This is a genomic window from Actinomadura viridis (assembly GCF_015751755.1).
Taxonomy (GTDB): Bacteria; Actinomycetota; Actinomycetes; order Streptosporangiales; family Streptosporangiaceae; genus Spirillospora; species Spirillospora viridis.
The window spans coordinates 529833-546929 of the sequence record NZ_JADOUA010000001.1 but is presented as its reverse complement, the minus strand read 5'-3'; the positions used below and the strand labels follow the sequence as shown (position 1 = coordinate 546929).

The 17097-nt window shown below is 67.6% G+C and carries 16 protein-coding genes and 1 pseudogene; 10 read left to right on the top strand and 7 right to left on the bottom strand.

Translation table 11 applies throughout. The features are described 5' to 3' along the window. Positions 1-193: 193 nt before the first annotated feature. From IW256_RS02355 to IW256_RS02340, 4 genes are all read left to right on the top strand, one after another. The gene (locus IW256_RS02355) at positions 194-787 is read left to right on the top strand and encodes an RNA polymerase sigma factor (RefSeq protein ID WP_197009375.1); all 594 of its coding nucleotides are present in this window, start codon (positions 194-196) and stop codon (positions 785-787) included. Further along, entirely contained in the window at positions 780-1754 is a 975-nt protein-coding gene (locus IW256_RS02350) for a CU044_5270 family protein (protein ID WP_197009374.1), read from the top strand. The genes IW256_RS02355 and IW256_RS02350 overlap by 8 nt, the downstream gene beginning before the upstream one ends. Positions 1755-1893: 139 nt before the next feature. Then, positions 1894-2334: a PPOX class F420-dependent oxidoreductase gene (locus IW256_RS02345; protein ID WP_197009373.1), complete on the top strand. Its 441-nt coding sequence runs from the start codon at positions 1894-1896 to the stop codon at positions 2332-2334. Positions 2335-3041: 707 nt separating this feature from the next. Next, complete coding sequence (locus tag IW256_RS02340; protein WP_197009372.1) at positions 3042-3680, top strand: GNAT family N-acetyltransferase; 639 nt, start codon at positions 3042-3044, stop codon at positions 3678-3680. Between the two features lie 265 nt (positions 3681-3945). Here the strand turns inward: IW256_RS02340 and IW256_RS02335 are convergent, their stop codons facing one another. Beyond that, positions 3946-4149, bottom strand: a complete 204-nt coding sequence (locus IW256_RS02335; RefSeq protein ID WP_197009371.1) for a hypothetical protein — start codon at positions 4147-4149, stop codon at positions 3946-3948. Positions 4150-4357: 208 nt separating this feature from the next. Here IW256_RS02335 and IW256_RS02330 point away from each other — a divergent pair, with 208 nt between their 5' ends. Continuing rightward, positions 4358-4969: a DUF2625 family protein gene (locus IW256_RS02330; protein WP_197009370.1), complete on the top strand. Its 612-nt coding sequence runs from the start codon at positions 4358-4360 to the stop codon at positions 4967-4969. On the opposite strand, the gene IW256_RS02325 is transcribed toward IW256_RS02330, so the two are convergent. Beyond that, positions 4966-5421, bottom strand: a complete 456-nt coding sequence (locus IW256_RS02325) for a VOC family protein (RefSeq protein ID WP_307828710.1) — start codon at positions 5419-5421, stop codon at positions 4966-4968. The two genes, IW256_RS02330 and IW256_RS02325, sit on opposite strands and share 4 nt — an antisense overlap. A 310-nt stretch (positions 5422-5731) precedes the next feature. Between IW256_RS02325 and IW256_RS02320 the strand changes: the two genes are divergently transcribed. Beyond that, on the top strand, positions 5732-7150 hold the full coding sequence (locus IW256_RS02320) for an FG-GAP and VCBS repeat-containing protein (protein WP_197009368.1): 1419 nt from the start codon (positions 5732-5734) through the stop codon (positions 7148-7150). A 998-nt stretch (positions 7151-8148) separates the two neighbouring features. Continuing rightward, positions 8149-8292, top strand: coding sequence for a hypothetical protein (locus IW256_RS02315; RefSeq protein ID WP_231403612.1), 144 nt, complete (start codon positions 8149-8151; stop codon positions 8290-8292). 455 nt (positions 8293-8747) lie between these two features. Here the strand turns inward: IW256_RS02315 and IW256_RS02310 are convergent, their stop codons facing one another. Then, the gene (locus IW256_RS02310) at positions 8748-9752 is read right to left on the bottom strand and encodes a hypothetical protein (RefSeq protein ID WP_197009366.1); all 1005 of its coding nucleotides are present in this window, start codon (positions 9750-9752) and stop codon (positions 8748-8750) included. Between the two features lie 1292 nt (positions 9753-11044). Here IW256_RS02310 and IW256_RS02305 point away from each other — a divergent pair. After that, positions 11045-11569: a hypothetical protein gene (locus IW256_RS02305; protein ID WP_197009365.1), complete on the top strand. Its 525-nt coding sequence runs from the start codon at positions 11045-11047 to the stop codon at positions 11567-11569. 149 nt (positions 11570-11718) lie between these two features. After that, positions 11719-11850, top strand: a pseudogene (locus IW256_RS40745) (site-specific integrase); the annotation flags it as partial. Positions 11851-12189: 339 nt separating this feature from the next. On the opposite strand, the gene IW256_RS02295 reads toward IW256_RS40745, so the two are convergent. After that, positions 12190-12519, bottom strand: coding sequence for a helix-turn-helix domain-containing protein (locus tag IW256_RS02295; RefSeq protein ID WP_197009364.1), 330 nt, complete (start codon positions 12517-12519; stop codon positions 12190-12192). After that, positions 12516-12890 carry a type II toxin-antitoxin system RelE/ParE family toxin gene (locus IW256_RS02290; protein ID WP_197009363.1) on the bottom strand — a complete coding sequence of 125 codons (375 nt, stop codon included), beginning with the start codon at positions 12888-12890 and terminating at the stop codon, positions 12516-12518. The genes IW256_RS02295 and IW256_RS02290 overlap by 4 nt, the downstream gene beginning before the upstream one ends. 769 nt (positions 12891-13659) lie before the next feature. On the opposite strand from IW256_RS02290, the gene IW256_RS02285 reads away from it, so the two are divergent. After that, complete coding sequence (locus IW256_RS02285; RefSeq protein WP_197009362.1) at positions 13660-14115, top strand: hypothetical protein; 456 nt, start codon at positions 13660-13662, stop codon at positions 14113-14115. 153 nt (positions 14116-14268) lie between these two features. Here the strand turns inward: IW256_RS02285 and IW256_RS02280 are convergent, their stop codons facing one another. Both IW256_RS02280 and IW256_RS02275 read right to left on the bottom strand, forming a co-directional pair. Next, the gene (locus tag IW256_RS02280; protein WP_197009361.1) at positions 14269-14880 is read right to left on the bottom strand and encodes a GNAT family N-acetyltransferase; all 612 of its coding nucleotides are present in this window, start codon (positions 14878-14880) and stop codon (positions 14269-14271) included. 407 nt (positions 14881-15287) lie between these two features. After that, positions 15288-16529, bottom strand: coding sequence for an IS256 family transposase (locus IW256_RS02275; protein ID WP_197009360.1), 1242 nt, complete (start codon positions 16527-16529; stop codon positions 15288-15290). Positions 16530-17097 lie beyond the last annotated feature (568 nt).

The following is a 17097-nucleotide window of genomic DNA, read 5'->3' as shown; positions in this document are numbered from 1 at the left end:
CCCCGGGACGCCCCACCCCCCGCATCTGTTGCACCGCCCGTCATCCACGGCCAGAAGGACGGCCCCGAGGGCAGGGCCACGGGACGGCCACGTCGCCCCGGAACGGGCGGGAAGCGAACACGGTCCCGCGGTCAAGAACGGGTGACCGACACCGACGCTGCGAAAGGCCCGCGATGACGAGGATGAGGACACGGTGACCGCCGGTGTCCATCTGGGCGGCGACCAGGCGATCATCGAGAGGTCCCGCCGGGACCCGGAGGCGTTCGCCGCCCTGTACGACCGGCACGCCCCCACGATCCACCGCTACCTCGCCCGGAGGCTCGGCCGCGACCTGGCCGACGACCTGATGGCGGAGACGTTCCTGCAGGCGTTCCGGCAACGTCACCGCTACGACCCGGAACGCCTGAACGCCCTGCCCTGGCTGTACGGGATCGCCACCAACCTGATCGGCCAGCACCGGCGCCGCGAGGTGCGGTTCTGGCGGGCGGTGGCCCGGACGGGAGCCGACCCGGCGGTGTACTCGCCCGACGAGGGAGTGGCGGACCGGGTGGCCGCCCAGGGGATCCGGCGCGAACTGGCCGCCGCGCTGGGCCGCCTCAACCGCGGGCAGCGGGACGTTCTGCTGCTGACCGCTTCCGGCGACCTGTCCCCGGCCGAGATCGGCGCGGCCCTCGGCATCGCCACCGGCACCGTCCACTCCCGGCTCCACCGCGCCCGCACGAAGATGCGCGAGGCGCTGGGCGGAACCGACCCGCTCGACATGAGAGAGGAACCGCACGATGGCTGAACTCCGCCGCATGTACGACGAGGTGGCCCCGCCCAGCCCGGAGGTCCTGGCCGAGGGCCGGGCCCGGCTGCTCACCGCCACCCGGGAGGACGGGCGCCAGAGCCACCGTCCCCGGCGGTACCGCGGCCTGCTGGCGGTCGCCCTGACCGGCACGGTGGCCACCGCCACCGCCGCCGGCGCCGTGGCGATCATGGCGCAGGGATCGGACGTCGGCGGTCCCCGCGACGTCCGGCCGGTCAGCGCCCGGGAGGTCCTCACCCGGGCCGCCACCGTCGCCCGTATGGAACCCGAGCTCAAGCCCCGCCCCGACCAGTACCTCTTCACCCGTTCCCTGGAGACGTGGGGCCCAGGAGCCGTCACCCCGGGCAAGCCCAAAGGGCAGCGGACAAGGCAGGTCTGGCTGCGCGCCGACGGCTCCGAGCCGGGTCTGCTGCGGACTTCGTGCTGGCGGCAGCCCACCAAGGTCTGCGACACCCCGCTGGTGAGCGAGGACGCGCCGAGGAACCAGCCCGTCCCCGCCCCGGGCAGCCATCTCTGGACGGTGCGTGAGGTGCCCAGGCTGCTCAAGCTCTGGGGGAGCCAGCTCAACGCCCCCTCCCCCAGCCCCTCCGAGAACCCGTCGATCACGGCCTGGAGCGGGCCGCAGGACCTGCTCCACCAGGGTTACCTGCCTCCCAGGCTCCGCGCCCAGGTGTTCGAGTTCCTCGCCGACGTCCCCGGGGTCAAGGTGGACCAGAACGCCACCGACGCCCTGGGCCGCCCCGGCATCTCCCTGTCCAAGGACAACCAGAACCTTCGGCAGGAGCTGATCTTCGACCGCCGCACCTATCGCTTCCTGGGCAGCCGCGACCTGCCCCTGGGCCCACGGGCCAAGATCACCGACTGGACCGAGCAGCCCGAGGGCTCCGGCTTCGAACTCGCCCGCTCCATCCTCGAGGTCAAAGTGGTGGACCGGCTCCCCACCTGATCCCTCGAGACGGCAACCGCACGGCGGGCCGGCGTCACGCCGGCCCGCCGGCGTCGGCCCGTTGCCAGAGAATTCCGAGCGCCCACCGAGAATGCCCCTCCCGCTAAACTGCGTGGCCACCTTCCAAGGAGGCGCGCCCATGTCGTTCACCGCCGAAGAGATCACCTACCTGCGGTCACAACCACTCGCCCGCCTCTCGACGCTCTCCGCCGATGCCCAGCCGGACGTCGTTCCCGTCGCGTTCGAGTTCGATGGCACGTTCTTCTGGGTGGGCGGCTCCGGCCCTTCGGTCGCCGACACCCGAAAGTTCCGGAACATCCGAGCCGGGCATGACAAGGTCGCTCTGGTCATCGACGACATGGTGTCCTTCTCCCCGTTCATCGCACGCGGGATCCGCGTCTACGGCCGCGCCGAGGAACCGATCGAACGGACCGGAATGGTCGGCCCGGGCCTCTACACCCGCATCACCCCGACCATTTCCTGGAGTTGGAACATGGCAGGCGAACCTGTCGGCGAAAACTGGTACGAGTCACGGCGGGCGGTGCACCAGATCCCGGCGGGCGGCCCCGACGGCACCTGAACGAACCACGCACCGCCTTCCTGACCGGGGGCCGGCCAGGCCGGCCGGCCCCCGCTCAAGAGCGGCGTAGCCGTCCCCGGACGGCGGCTTGCCTACGTCGATCGCGTGACTGCCGCTAACGTCGGCTGGACTTCCCCACCGATCAGAGGCAGGCCCCATGTACGAAGAGCGGCTTGCGGAGTTCTCCCGTGAACGCCTGGACGGCCGACCGATCCCCGATGACCTGCGCACGATGCTGGTGGCGCAGTGGGAGGGCCGTACCGACTTCCAATCCCTCCTCGACGTCACGTTCTTCGAACCAGGGCGGCTCAGCCCGTTGCTCGGGCTCACTACCAGGACGAGCCGGACGAGCGCATCGCCTTCACCCAGTTGGCCCACCGGCTCACCGGACTCGGCCTGCCACTCGGCAGCCGCGACTACGACGCCCTCCACGAGCCTGACTTCACGGTGGCTCCAGAAAACTCATGGCTGACCTCATCGACGCCGAGCGCAGCAGGCGCGGTCTCAGCTGATCTTCCGGCCCAGGAAGCCTCAGGCGTCCCTCACCGCGTGCGACCGTGCCCCCCGTCCACAGGGTCTGTGAGCCGCTGACGCGAGAGCGATCGCGGCGTCACGGAGGTCCAGGGGGAACCCGGCATGGACCCCGGCAGTTGTGAACGTGGAAACTGGTGGCATCTGAAGGGCAATGTTGAGGTGCGTTGGGTGTGATGGAGGTCCGTTCTTTCGCGGAGACCGACCGGGACGAGCTACGCGAGCTGTTCGGCCGTGCCGGCGAAGGTTCCCCGAGCGCTTCGATATGGGGCCACCTGGAGTCCGAAGCAGCCATCTACCTGAACCCGTACATGGATCTGGCGCCGGACTCGCTCTTCGTCGCCGTGGTCGACGGAGCCCTGGTCGGCTACCTGACGGGATGCCCGGACAGCTCGGAGTTTCCCAGGGAGAGCGAACGCATGACGAGGGCCATCAAGAAGCACCGGCTGGCCTTCCAACCGAAGACCGCCGGCTTCTTCGGCCGCGCGATGATCGACATGGCGGTGGCCGCCCCCAGGCGTGAGCCCACCGCGGGAGACTTCGACGATGCCCGGTGGCCGGCGCACCTGCACATCAACGTGGCGCCGGAGGCCCGGGGCACGGGTGCCGCCGACGAGCTGATGAACCGATGGCTCGGCCGGCTCACAGAGATCAGATCGCCCGGATGCCACCTGCAGACCTTGGCCGAGAACACCCGCGCGGTGCGGTTCTTCGAACGCATGGGCTTCGCCGGGTACGGCCCGACTCCGCTGGTCCCCGGCCTCAGATACGGAGGCAGGCGACTGCACCAGCAGACCATGGTGTGGAGCCCCTGACCGCTCCCCCCCGTACCACCCCACGCCCACCTCCCGAGAGTGACTCCTGGAAACCCTCGGCGACATCGAATGATCGCTGATGAGCGCACGCCCCTCGCGTTCCACACTTTGACCAGGTCGGGACGCAGCGCCTGCTTCCACGCGCCTTCGAGAGTTACGCCGCCCAGGTGCTGAATTATCCCCGGATCTACAGGGCGTGGGCCATCAGCCACCCCGCACGCGCAACGCCACTGGACTCCCTCACAACCAGCAGGAACCGCGCCCGTCAGGAGTAGACACCCTCCCAATAGTCCTCATGGCTTTGGGTGAAATCCTGCGGGCGGCTCTGACGCAGATGCTCATACCGGACATAGAGGAACTGGACAGCCTCATGCAGGCCGCACTCGAACGTCGCTCTGATCCATATGACCGCTCGGAGCCTCCGGCCTTTAATGATCAGTTCGTCAAGGGGCTCCCATTCGTCATCCATGGGGCGATCGTGACAGACGGGCAGTGCCGCCCCCACTGGTTATCGATAGGCGGCACAGACCTGTGGCCGTATTGGCCAGGTGTACTCACCACGGAGGTTGTGAACGTCCGCACCACCGCCCCCCGCCGCGCACCGAACGGCGGGTCATCAAGGTGCGGCTGCTGCGATGGTGAGGCCCGGCCCGCATGCGGGCTGAAAGACTGGAGAAGTGAACGGTTCAGCGTGGGACGAGGTTCTCCCCGCCGTACAGGCGGCCCCCTATCCGGTCGAGTTGGTGGCGCCCGACCCCGACCGCGCCGAGGGCTGCCTGACGGCGTTGGGCATCACGAGGAGATCGTGGCTCGGGGCCGTCGTCGCCCATACCGGTGGGATCTGCGTAGATCATGGCTGGCTCCGTGTGCTCGGCAGCGGTGGGAGCGGACTTCCCGATATCGCGGCCCAGGCCGATCCGGCGTCACGTTGGCTCGTGGTGGGTCACGACGTGCTGGGCGGTCAGTTCGCGTGGGTGCCGGCTGAGCCAGGGGTACCGCCCACGGTGCACTACTTCGGCCCGGACGACCTCGGCTGGCTGGATCTGGAGCAGGGGTACGCCGATTGGCTGTACGCCGTACTCGCCGGCTCGCTGACGCAGTTCTACGACACACTTCGCTGGCCCGGTTGGGAGACCGAAGTCGCCTCCCTGGGCCTGGACGAAGGCATCCACACCTGGCCTCCGCCCTCGACAGTGGAGGGCAAGGACCTCTTCAAGGCCTCACGGAAGGCGGTACCCATGGCGGAACTGGTCTCCTTCCACCATGAAATGGCACGGCAACTGGGTTAACCGTCACCCGCGTCCCCACCCGGCTCTCCGATCACCGCCGAGCCGATTCGGCCGGCTCGCGGAGCAGGGCCGAGCAGATCCCATCGATTGCCGGCGATGTCGAGGAACACAGCGACCCGCCCGTAGGTCTCCGTGCGTGGCGAGGTAAGGAATTCGACGCCGGCGGCCGTCATGCGTTCGTGGGCGGAATCGAAATCGTCCACCTGGAGAAAGAAGCCGACACGACCGGCGACTTGGTTTCCGACGGCAGCGGTTTGCCGCTCGCCGTCCGCACGGGCGAGCAAGATGCCGGACTCGGCATTTGGTGGCCGTACGACGACCCAGCGTTTCGAGCGGCCGTCGCCGGTCAGTGCCGGTGAGTCCTCGACAAGGTCGAATCCCAGGGCGACGGTAAAGAACTCGATGGCTTGGTCGTAGTCGTCCACGACGATCGTGACCAGGGCAACTCTCACCCACATGAGGGTAGTAGCCTCCGCGGGTGCCTCATGCGAACAACAGCCACCCCGAAAGTGCGATGCCCTAATGCCTCATCGACAGCGGCCACCGCGTTCGATGAGGCGACCTTTCGGCGGACGGCGGCCTTCCGAGCCCGGTGGGCGGAATTCCGAGATGGCGGCAACAGCCCCACCGTCCTGAGGAGAGCGATCCCGGCGACTTCCCGTCAGCAGGGGCGTACCCTCGGCGAACCGTCCGCAGGACGGTAAACCAAAGATGATCTAGCAGAGTCTCCTTTGTGACACCCTCTCGTCCCAGGGAGACATCGTGCGAATCAGATCCATCACTTCCGTTGGCGCGCTGGCCGCCCTCCTCGCCGCACCCCTCGCCGGTCCGGCCCACGCGGCGCAGCGGCCCGCCGAGGTCTCCCCGGCCGCCACGCCCGCCGCGCCGGGTGACTTCAACGGCGACGGACAGCGCGACCTGGTGGCGGCCAGCCCGCACGGGCAGACCGCGGGCCAGGCGGAGGCCGGGTTCGTCACCGTGATCTACGGAAGCTCCACCGATCGGCAGGTGATCACGCGCGACAGCCCCGGCGTCGCCGGGACCCCCAAGCTCTACGACCGCTTCGGACGCGCCACCGCGTCGGCCGACTTCGACCGCGACGGCTACGCCGACCTGGCGATCGGCAGCAGCGGATGGAACCAGGGCGTCACCGTCCTGTACGGCGGACCTGGCGGGCTCACCGGACGCGGCATCACGCTGTCGGCCCCCGACACGATCCTGGGGTCCTACCTAGCGGTCGGCGACTTCGACCGCAGCGGAGGCATCGACCTGGTCGCCGCCAGCACCGCGACCGCCGAGGGCACGGGCGCCGCCTTCTGGACGTTCCGGGACGTCCGAGAGGCGCCGGTAACCGGCGTGCGCACCCTGGTTCCCACGCGCGGGGAGGACGGGAACGCCTCGTGGATGGCACCGGCGGTCGCCGACTTCGACGGCGACGGATACGCCGACCTGGCGATGTCGGTCGCCGGGGACATCGACGGCGAGACCGTGGACGCCAGGCTGGAGCTGCGCCGGGGCTCCGCGACGGGACTGGGCGCCCCCCAGGTCCTGATGCAGAACACCGGCCCGGCGATCGCGGCCGGGGACATCAACGGCGACGGCAGGGCCGACCTCGTGGCCGGCGGACTCAAGTCCTCCGAGCAGGCCGGCCGCACCAACCGGTTCTACGTACTACTCGGCGGGGCCGGTGGGCCCGGCGCCCCGACGACGTTCACGCAGAGCACCTCCGGCGTCCCGGGCACCGATGAGCCCAACGACTTCTTCGGCACCGCGCTGGCGGTCGGCGACGTCAACGGCGACGGCCGCGCCGACGTCGCGGTCGGAGCCCCGGGCGAGGACATCGAGAGCACCGCCGACGCCGGGGCGGTGACCGTCCTGTACGGCACCACCACCGGGCTCGGCACCCAGAACGCGCAGATCTTCGGTCAGAACACCGCGGGCGTCCCCGGCGCCGAAGAGCCGGACGACAGGTTCGGCACCGCCGTACTGCTGGCGAAGCTCAACGCCGACGGCAGGGCCGACCTGGTCATCGGCGTTCCGGGCGAGGACGGTTCGGAAGGCCGCATCCACTTGCTTTATGGCGGTCCGACCGGGGTCACCACCCAGGGCACTGGGTCGTACAAGCCGGCCGACCTGGGCGTCGGCGGCCGGCAGGCAGAACTCGGCGGGCAGCTGGGCTGATCCCCGGGGAGACGCGCACGGTCCCGCCGCCTCCCGCTCCTGTGCGGATCCTTCGCGGCCCCGCTGACCGCTTCGATATCCGGAGGCCAAGCGCCGGACCACCGAGGCCACACAGGTACACGGGAAGCCCGAGACCGATCGGAGCCTCCGGAGGCTCCGAAATCGCCGCTTAGAGGCGGCAGGACTTCAACCCGTTTCCACCCCGTCCAGCCGCAAAGCCCGTGGCCGGCCTGACACGACCCGACAGCACAAAACGGCCTCTCACCGATGTCATCCCTGGTGAGGGGCCGTTCGGCGTCCTGGAGGCGGATTCAGGACCCGAACTGGGTAGGAATCCACCCTTCGGCCCGTATTCGACAGAGGCCGGGATCTCAGCGCAGCAAGCGGTCGGAGGCGTCGGGGTCGAGCCATATACGACTCAGATAGGACTGATCTAGCGTATGACAAGCCGACCTCCCCAGAGCCATTTTGCCCTGCCCGACATCCCAAATAGCCGAACAGCACACGGGCCGGGGGTGAAGAGACAGGTGACGCCGAAAGCCGCACCGGTCGTCGGTCGTGATTTTGCTGATGCCGTTCGGTGTGGGACGAGATCGGCCCCGTTCATCATGAGGCGCGGGGACTGACCATGAGAAGGTGGCCACAAAACCTCGCCTCCGCGCGTGGGAGTGGCCGCTTCCGGTCGTGGTGATCGCCTGGGCAGCTCTTGGACGTTAAGGCAAGCGTGCGTACGGACAGAGGGAGGGCAGATGAACGCCTCTAGGGCCCCGGCGGAAGTCGATCACACGGGTCGTGCAGGGGGCGGCCTTTGGGCGCCTGGCCTGGCCAACCTCGCCCTGGGAATACTCGCGATGCTTCCGCTCTACCTGGCGTGGTGGCTATGGACCAAGTACCTCCCGATGGACTGCAGGAGTCCCGAAGATGTGATCAAACCCGGGGTGACCAACTGCTACTACCCAACTCTTGATCACGCGCCTGTCATCATGTTCCTCCTGACAGTGACCGGAGTACCGATGCTGGTCCTGGTGCTCATCGTGGACGTGCTCCTGCCGCTCCGACGTCAGGGGCGGCGGCTCGGGACCTGGCTCGGCATGGCCGCGCTGATTCCCATCCCGTTCGCGGTCTGCCTCAGCCTGACCTGACCACGTACTCCAGTAACGAGCGGGCAGACTGCGCACCCGCCATCGACGTAAGGCGAGGTCCCCTCGCAGCACGGTCACCTGGGGTGGACGGCGACCAACTCGGCACACGATTGCCTTTTCTTGCATCGAGCTGTTCGACATTCATCGTTCCCGGAACGATTCGTTCATGACGTTCTCGAAGAAGTCACCGATCGCGCCCATAGGGCCAGCAGGCATGCTTCACGCAATCGCCTACCGAACCGGCCCACAAGCTGCGAGAAGCCCTCACCTGAATACAGAATCGCCACATCGTCCGTCGGCCGCCGCCGCGGTCATCACGTCGGTGATCGGCGTGCCCGTCTGACAAGTATCGATGGAATGACGGAGTAGCCTCACTCTGGACAACGACAGGCTTGACGTGACGACAGTCGCAACTCAACGCGATGCACAGTGCGGCGCTGGCAGTGCAGTGCAGGTCAACATCCGAGATGCTCCCTCAAACCGGGCGGCCATGCCTCGAGATCCCGGTTCACCAGCAACTCGGCGTGCTCAGAGTCCCCTTCGACCCGGAACAGCACGATCCGTCCCTCTGGCTCTGGAGCGGCCACGGTACGGTGCGCGAGCTTCGATGGGTCGAAGGGAAAGTCCCAGTGCACCAGCCGGCCGTACACCCGGCCGTCGGCCACGAGTTCGGACCGCCGCAGCCACCGGCTCCGCGGGCTGCGCACCACCGCGCGGAGCAGGAAACTTCCCGGGTGCGGCCAACCTGGCTCGGACTCGTCCACGATCACGGCCGATCCTGTCCGCAGGCGCAGCGGCTGCGTGGTGGCCTCGGTCAAAGCCTCCAGCAGATCCTCGTCCACAATCGTGATCCGATCGACCAGCGCTAACGCGTCCACGGCGTCGACCTCGCCGTACACGTCATAGAACGAACCCGCGAGCCCCCTGGCAAGCGCCGAATGCAGCGCCGGGACCTCGGCCGCCTCCTGGAACACGTGCTGCTTGGCCTCCCAGGGCACCGGACCGGCACCACTGATCAGGCGATCCCAGTGGGAGCGCGGCAACTGGAGGGTCAGCGCCGTGAAGACCTGCGACGCCTCGGGCGATTCGAAGTAGTCGACCCAGAGCCCGTACTCGGCCGACTCGGCCACCGGTTCCGGGCCGTGCATCAGCATCGCGGCGAACTGGCGCACGATCCAGTCCTTTAGCGCATGGTCACCGTTCGACCAGCACATTCGCAGGTACATCAGGATCCCGTAGGACGGGAACCTCTCGTGCAGCAGGACCCAGGCGGCGGCGGTCTCGGCATGGGTCCCGAGGAGGTTCACCCCATGCGGGTCGAACTCGTCGCGGGCGTCCGTGGTCTCCAGCGCAAGATCCACATCGTCGTCGACACGTCGCCGGTCCAGCCCGATGTCCGCAAGTTCCCGGTCCCACCGAGGAGTCCCAATCCGCGGCGGGGGCGATGTCGGTTCTGGCATCCCGCAACCCTAGGGTGCTGTTTCTGACCATGCCCGGTCGTCATCGCTCATGGCGGTGGGGACGGCCTTGCGCCCAGTTAGGGCACAGCACGGCCAGCCCTTGCTCATTGAATGACGCCCGAACACTTCTTCATGCGCCGCGCGACCAGTCGTGCGAAACACTGCCCGCGGCTTCCGGACGTCGGAGCCTGGCCGCCCCTCCAATCTCGGTCCGCTCACCCGCGGATTTCGAATGCGGCCCACCAACACAAGAACCCCAGGTCACCACTGCCGTTGCGTGCCCCTGACCGTGCCCTAGCCGTGCCCGTACCGGCGGTGAATCACAGGCGACCACGGAGACTTAGGGGCAGAGAACGAAAACCGCCCCTGACCGCGCTACAGCTGGCGAGGGTTCGTTCTCTGTGGTGTGGCGGGTCGCTCCGCGAGACTCCCCTAATCTGCACCAACGCCGTCCACTCGCCGAACTTCGGCCCGCATTGGGCACAGCCCCTACAGAGCCCCACACCGCTCCGGAGGGCTCACCCGCGCGAACGGCGCCCAAGGTGTGACAGACCGCTTCGCGCGGGTGAGCCCGCCAGACCCGCAGTGGGCTGGGGGCCGCGAGGCCCCCGCTTCGCGCTCGCTGAACCGACTTTGTCGGGACACCAAAACCACCTCGATGCGAACCACCAGCGGTCCTGGGCCGTTGTGCTTCCCGCCCTGGTGGGCGCGTGTGCGGACGTGCGCCACGGCGAGGGGCGTGAGCCTCTTGTTGCTGTACTTTTGCGCTGTACGGTGGCCGTACTGAGCGGCGGAATCACCGAGGAAATCGGGCGCTGCCGTTCGTATTCGGTGCGCCTCGACCGTGCCGGTCACTGTTCGGTGTCGTCCTTGTCCTTGGCCAGGAGTTCGTTCATGTCCAGCCCTGCGTGACGGGACACTCCTTCACGAGGGTGAGGGGCTGGCTGGTGGTGGTGCCCACGATGGCAGTCATCTTCTCGTCGTGGCGACCAACACGCGTTTCGACGGCCCGGACTCTCATCTCGATCTCGCTGAGCAAAGCCGCCACAGCAGATCACCTCTCTTACCGCCAGATACCAGGCCCAACGTACGTGCCGTCGTGCCTGTGAGCCGCAGGTCGCAACTACCGGAGGGCTGCGGCTTCCATCATCGCTGGCAAGGGCCGGGTCCTGCCGAAGGCCGTAGGCCACCACGAAGGGGCGACCAAAGTGAGTTAGCCGGCCCCCTTGCGGCAATTTCAGATCAAGTGTGATCCCGCGTAGAGCCGCTGCCCGGCCGCTAAGGTGCGACCTGTGCCATCGCTGATCGCTGCCATCCACGAACACGACGACGTTGCCCGATTCCTGGCCTGGCCCGGCGACTTCGACCTCGACCGGGGCGACCACATCGAGGAGGTCCACCTCGCGTCGGGCGCGCCTCTGGAGGGCTTCGCAGGTGATGGAGCCGGGGGCACATACTTCTATTGCGGCGTGGGTCGCGAGGAACGTCCGATCCTCTACGCAGACTCCGAAGGTCGCGCGGCTCTGGTGGCAATCGGCCTGCCTGAACTCCTGCGGCTCCTACTGGTCGCACCCTGGTGGCGCGACTGCCGGGCGTTCACTGCGGAAGAAGGCGGTGAGCTGGCTGCCGAGTACCTGGAGGACATCCCCGACTTGGCTGTTCAGCGGGATCGTGCGGCCGCTGCCCTCGGCCTTGATCTTCCCGCCGAGGCCGACGTCCTGGCTCGCCTGCGTGAGGTTGCCACCCAGGCAGGCGCGGACCACACCCTGATCTTCACGCCGGAAGATACGCCCTACGCAGCACTGATCAAGAGGTGAGGGGCGTTTCGCGACACAACCAGGCAAGTGGACCCTGAACGCTCGCCTCAAGGCAACCTCCTGCTCCTGACGGCCCTGCCGAACGGACGGACGCGTGGCAGGACTGGGAGGACAACGGCCTCGTCTTCCCGTCCCGACGAGGTACACCCATGGAGCCGGACAAACTACGCCGAAGCTGGGGCCGCGTCCGCGCCGCCGCCGGCCTGAACTCGATGCGCTTCCACGACATGCGCCACACCTGCGTCTCGCTGCTGCTCCACCTGGGCATCGCACCCAGCGTCGTCCGCGACATCGGGCACAGCGACATCGAAGTGACAATGACGATCTACGCGCATGCCGCCCTCGATGAGAAGCGGGGGCGCCTCGGAAGCTGGGGGATGTCCTCGGCTGAGGTCGTTGTCGTCAGCGCTGTCGTCAAAAACGCCCCGGGCCTGATGGCTCCGGGGCGTTTGTGCTGCTCAGAAGGTGTGGGCAGGGGCGGGGTCGAACCGCCGACCTTCCGCTTTTCAGCTATGGCAACACCCTTGCTGGCGAAACATCGATCAAGGCTGACCGGCCGCGGCTCGTGGCTGGAGTTGGTGGCGGTTGCTGCTGTCATCGTTGCTGTCAGTTCTCGCGGTTCAGGCGACCTTGATGGAGTGGGGGCCGACGCTGATGGTGATGTCCACATGCCCGCCGAGGGCGGTGGCGTACGCCCGGAGTGTCTCCAACTCCATGGCCTCAAGGTCGCCGTTCTCGATCTGGGAGATCCGGGATTGTGAGACGCCGAGGATCTGGGCGACCTCGGCTTGTGTCTTGCCGATGGCCTTGCGGAGTTCCTTGAGGTGATGGCCGGCGACGTGGGCGTCCAGTTCGGCGCGTGCGCGAGCCTGCCGCTCGGGGTCGGCCAGTTCGGGGTTGCGGCGGTGTGCTTCGGCCTTGATGTCCTGCCAGCGACGTCCGGTGCTCATCGTCCGGCCTCCTTGTCCTTCGCGGCCCGGTACTCGGCGTAGCGGGCTTCGGCCAACGGGATGGCCTCGTCGTACCACCGGGACCACTGCCCGGCCTTGTCGCCGGCCACGAGGAAGATCGCGGCACGGTCCGGGTCGAAGACGAACAGCATGCGGATCTCTGACCGGCCCCGGCTTCCGGGGCGTAGTTCCTTGAGATTTCGCAGGTGGCTGTGTTCCAGGGTGTCGACAAGTGGGCGTCCTAGCGTCGGCCCGACCTCGGCCAGTCTGTCGATGGCTTGCTCGATCAACGCTGCGGTGTCCATATCGGACTCACACAGCTTGAGGAACCAGCTCTCGACCGGTTCGAGGAGGATGACATCCCAGGCCACGGAACCAATATAACCCCTGGCTCATATCGATGGATGACCGTCCGCCTGCTGTCAGCGCCGGTTGCTGTCAAACAAAACGCCCCGGGCCTGATGGCTCCGGGGCGTTTGTGCTGCTCAGAAGGTGTGGGCAGGGGCGGGGTCGAACCGCCGACCTTCCGCTTTTCAGCCAGAGCAACACCCCTGCCGGCTGAGCATCCCACGAGGTCGGACGGTGCTCGATGGGGCCTTGTGGTGGCGCCTGGTGCCCACTGTTGCTGTCAGCGTTGCTGTCACGCGCGAGGGTGTTGACCTCGGCTCTTGAGCCGCTTGACGTGTCGCTCATGCTGTCCGGCGCGACGTCGCTGGGCGCGGTCGATGAGCAACGTCTGGGGGTCGGCTGCCAGCTCGTACAACTCGACCTCGAACGGGTCGGCGTCGTGCTCGATGAGACGCGCCAAGGCTCCGCGGTCCTGCTCGGCCGTGCCTCGCCGGCTCACGTGCTCCCGCCAAGCGTGTCCGCTCAGCTCGGCCTCCCGCCCCGACCAGTGCCGCAGACGTCCGACCTTGTGCCTGCTGGTGTTGCTGTACTCGGCTGCTGTACACCCGTCGCGTTGACCAGGAATAGCAACCTGCTTGTCCGGCGGCAAGCGGACCCGGAGCGCAGGACCGGCCACGGCCCGGGCACGGGAAGCGCGCGAAGCAATCGCCGCTGACCACCCGCTCACTTCGGCCCCGACGGGGCGATCGTAGGGCGGTACCGGCAATCCTCCCAATGAGCTAAGTTCACGGAATGGCGATCGACATCACGGGCGAATGGTGGCGGGGCGACGCCTCCGACGATATTGCCGACTACCTCGAAGAACTCGCGCCCGGCGGCTACCCGGTGCATGCCGTTACGCCATCGCGGTGCAAGGACTGTTCTGGGAAGGTCTTCCGGATCGAACTTGATGCGGGTGGCGTTTGCGCACGCCGTACCTGCGTCGCCTGCGACCTGCTCGCCTACATGCTCGACAGTAACGAGTACTGGATGGACGGCGATGAAGGGGAAGGGCCGGAGAAGATCGCTTGCCCTTGCGGTTCAGAGCGTTTCGAGTGCACCGCTGGATTCAGCTTCCGTGACGGAGACGCCGAAGTCCGCTGGGTCAGCATCGGCATCCGCTGCGTCGAGGACGGCATCCTCGGCTGCTGCGCGGACTGGCAGATCAGATACGGACCCGGCTCTCGTCACCTGCTCGATCTGGCCTGAGAACGCCGCTCACCTTTTAACCGGCCCGATGCATGTTGGGGCCGGTAGAGCGGGGCGGGTCGGCCCGGAAGGGCCGCATGCCCGGCCCGGCCGAACCGGCCCGGCGGCCCGCGTGCGGCTGCGCATGTGGTTCCGGAACGGGAACCCTTAAAATCATCTGGTGGCGGGCTTGCGGCTCATGAACCAGTTGGGGTTGCCGAGGACGGCGGCTTCGCCGGTGATTTCGAAGCCGAAGCGTTGATAGAAGGTCACGTTCTCGGGTTTGTCGGTTTCGAGGTAGGCCAAGTGGCCTGCGGCATCCAGGCGGTCGGTGTATTCGGTCATCAGGCGGGAACCGATTCCGTGCCCCTGCCGGCCGGCGTCCACAGCGATCGGGCCAAAATGGGAATGCGGCTCGTCGGGGTCGTGTCGAGCCCATATCCCCTGCCAGGACAGGACCCGAGGCAGCGCACCCGGCATGACCTTGGCAATGGATGAGGCGATCTTCATTTTCTGGACGAGCGAAACGCGGCAGGTTCCCGGTGGTGCGATCGCCGCGAACCCCACGATGTCGCCCTCCTGCTCCGCACAGATCCGTTCCAGCGTGGGCACCGCCCCCAGGAGTGCGGAGAACATCGCGGCGAGTGCTGACCGGCGTCGATCCGGGTCCGGGCCGAAGGCCGCGATGTGCCCGGGGTTGTCGCGCATGCCGCGCGCCAGCACGCCGACCGCGGCGGACATCTCGGTTTGGTCATGGTCCCTGACCTGGAGGGGAAGCTCGGCCATCGCAGGGTCTCCGTTCAGCGAGCCTTTTCAGCGGCAGGTTGAGGTGTGCTGATCACAGCATGATCGCGGGTGGTGTGGCGCACTCTGAACGTGGCGAAGCCCCTGGTAGGACGGCTGATTTACCACACCCCTCCGCCCACACCAGAGGCGCGATTTTATCGTGCTCTGCTGCCGTCGTGTCAGAGCCTGACCTACACCACCGGCGTCATCCGCCGGGACCCAAGGCGATCGGCAGCGAAGGCCGGGCCCTGCCACCGTCCGCCCAGGCTCGAACACGGCTGACCGTACGATCACGGACGGCGTTGACACCCTGGTCCGTGCCCAAGCGGAAGCAGGATGACGAGGGCGAGGTCACGTCCAGCGGAGTGGTGTATGAGTTGATCTCTGCGTGATCCTGTTTCTGCAGGTTAAGCGGTGAGTTCTCGGTTGTCGATCTTGGGGTCGGGTGGCGTGCCGTCGATGATGCGCAGGCGTGCTTTGGCCAGGCATTCCAGGCCCATGTAGCGGCGGGCCTCGGTCCATTCGTCGGTCTGTTCCATCAGGACCGCGCCGACGAGGCGGATGATGGCCGGGCGGTCGGGGAAGATCCCGACCACGTCGGTGCGCCTGCGGATCTCCTTGTTCAGGCGTTCCTGGGGGTTGTTGGACCAGATCTGCCGCCAGAGCTGGCGCGGGAAGCCGGTGAAGGCCAGCAGATCCGGCTCGGCCTCGGCCAGATGCTCGGCAGCCTGCGGGTGCTTGACCTCCAGCGAGGCGACCACACGGGCGTGCTGGGCGTGGACCTCCTCGGCGGCGGGCTGGTCGAAGATGGTGCGCACCAGCGTCGCCACCCACGGCTGCGCCGACTTGGGCACCCGGGTGAGCAGGTTGCGCAGGTAATGGGTGCGGCACCGCTGCCAGCCCGCCCCCGGCAGCGTTGAGCCGATCGCCTCGACCAGACCGGCGTGAGCATCGGAGACGACCAGTTGGACGCCGGTCAGGCCGCGGGCGACGAGGCCTCTGAGGAACGCCAACCACCCGGCGCCGTCCTCGGCCGAAGTGACCTCGACCCCGAGGATCTCGCGGTGCCCGTCGCCGTTGACGCCGGTGGCCACCAGCACGTGCACGTTCACGATCCGGCCGCCCTCACGCACCTTCTGGGTCAGGGCGTCCACCCACATGAACGCATACGGGCCGCCCTCCAGAGGGCGGTTGCGGAACGCCTGCACTTGGGCGTCCAGCACCTTGGACATCTGGCTGACCTGGCTTTTGGAGATGCCCTTGATGCCCATCTGCTCCACCAGCTTGTCCACCCGCCGCGTCGACACCCCCAGCAGATAGGACGTGGCGACCACACTCACCAGGGCCTGCTCGGCCCGCCGCCGGCGCTCCAGCAGCCACTCGGGGAAGTAGGACCCCGACCGCAGCTTGGGGATGGCCAGCTCCACGGTGCCGGCGCGGGTGTCCCAGTCCCGCACCCGGTAGCCGTTGCGGCGGTTGACCCGCTCCTGCGAGCGGGTCCCGTAACCGGCGCCGCAGACCGCGTCGGCCTCCGCGCTCATGAGCGCCTCGGCCATCGTCTTGACCATCGACCGCAACACATCGGGCTCACACGCCCCGATCTGCTCGGCCATCCAGCTCGCAGGGTCCACACTGTTGTCCACGGCCATCGCGTGCTCTCTCCTTCGGTTCTTGGTCGATTCGAAGGATCACGCGATGGCCGTCTCACGTCACGACGCCACGCCCTCTGACCAGGTCAAACTCATACACCACCTCCGTGGACGCAACCGAGGGCGAGGCGGGGCCGGTGGTCCCTGTGGCGTAATCGTTCGCTGATCGCTCGCCGGCGTCCGACCCTAGCGAACGCCTGCAGAAGGGCGGAGCGCCACCCGCGGAACTCGTGCCCGCTCTCTGGTGGCTTGCGCGCAACACCATCGACATGTCCGGCCTGGACCCCGAGGGCAAGGGACCGACGGTCGCGCGCACCGTCCTAGACGGATGAGCGTTCCGTATTCGACCCGCCCATCCGTAGAAGCCCGTTGATCGCCGGATACAGCCGGACAGAAGCGAACGGCCCCTCACCAGGGTCTTCCCTGGTGAGGGGCCGTTCTACGTGATGGTGGCGGGTGCAGGGTTCGAACCTGCGTAGGCTAGGCCGACGGATTTACAGTCCCACCGCCAAACTCCCCTGAACTGCACCTACGCAACTCTGCCCGCGAACTTCGGCCCGCATTCGGC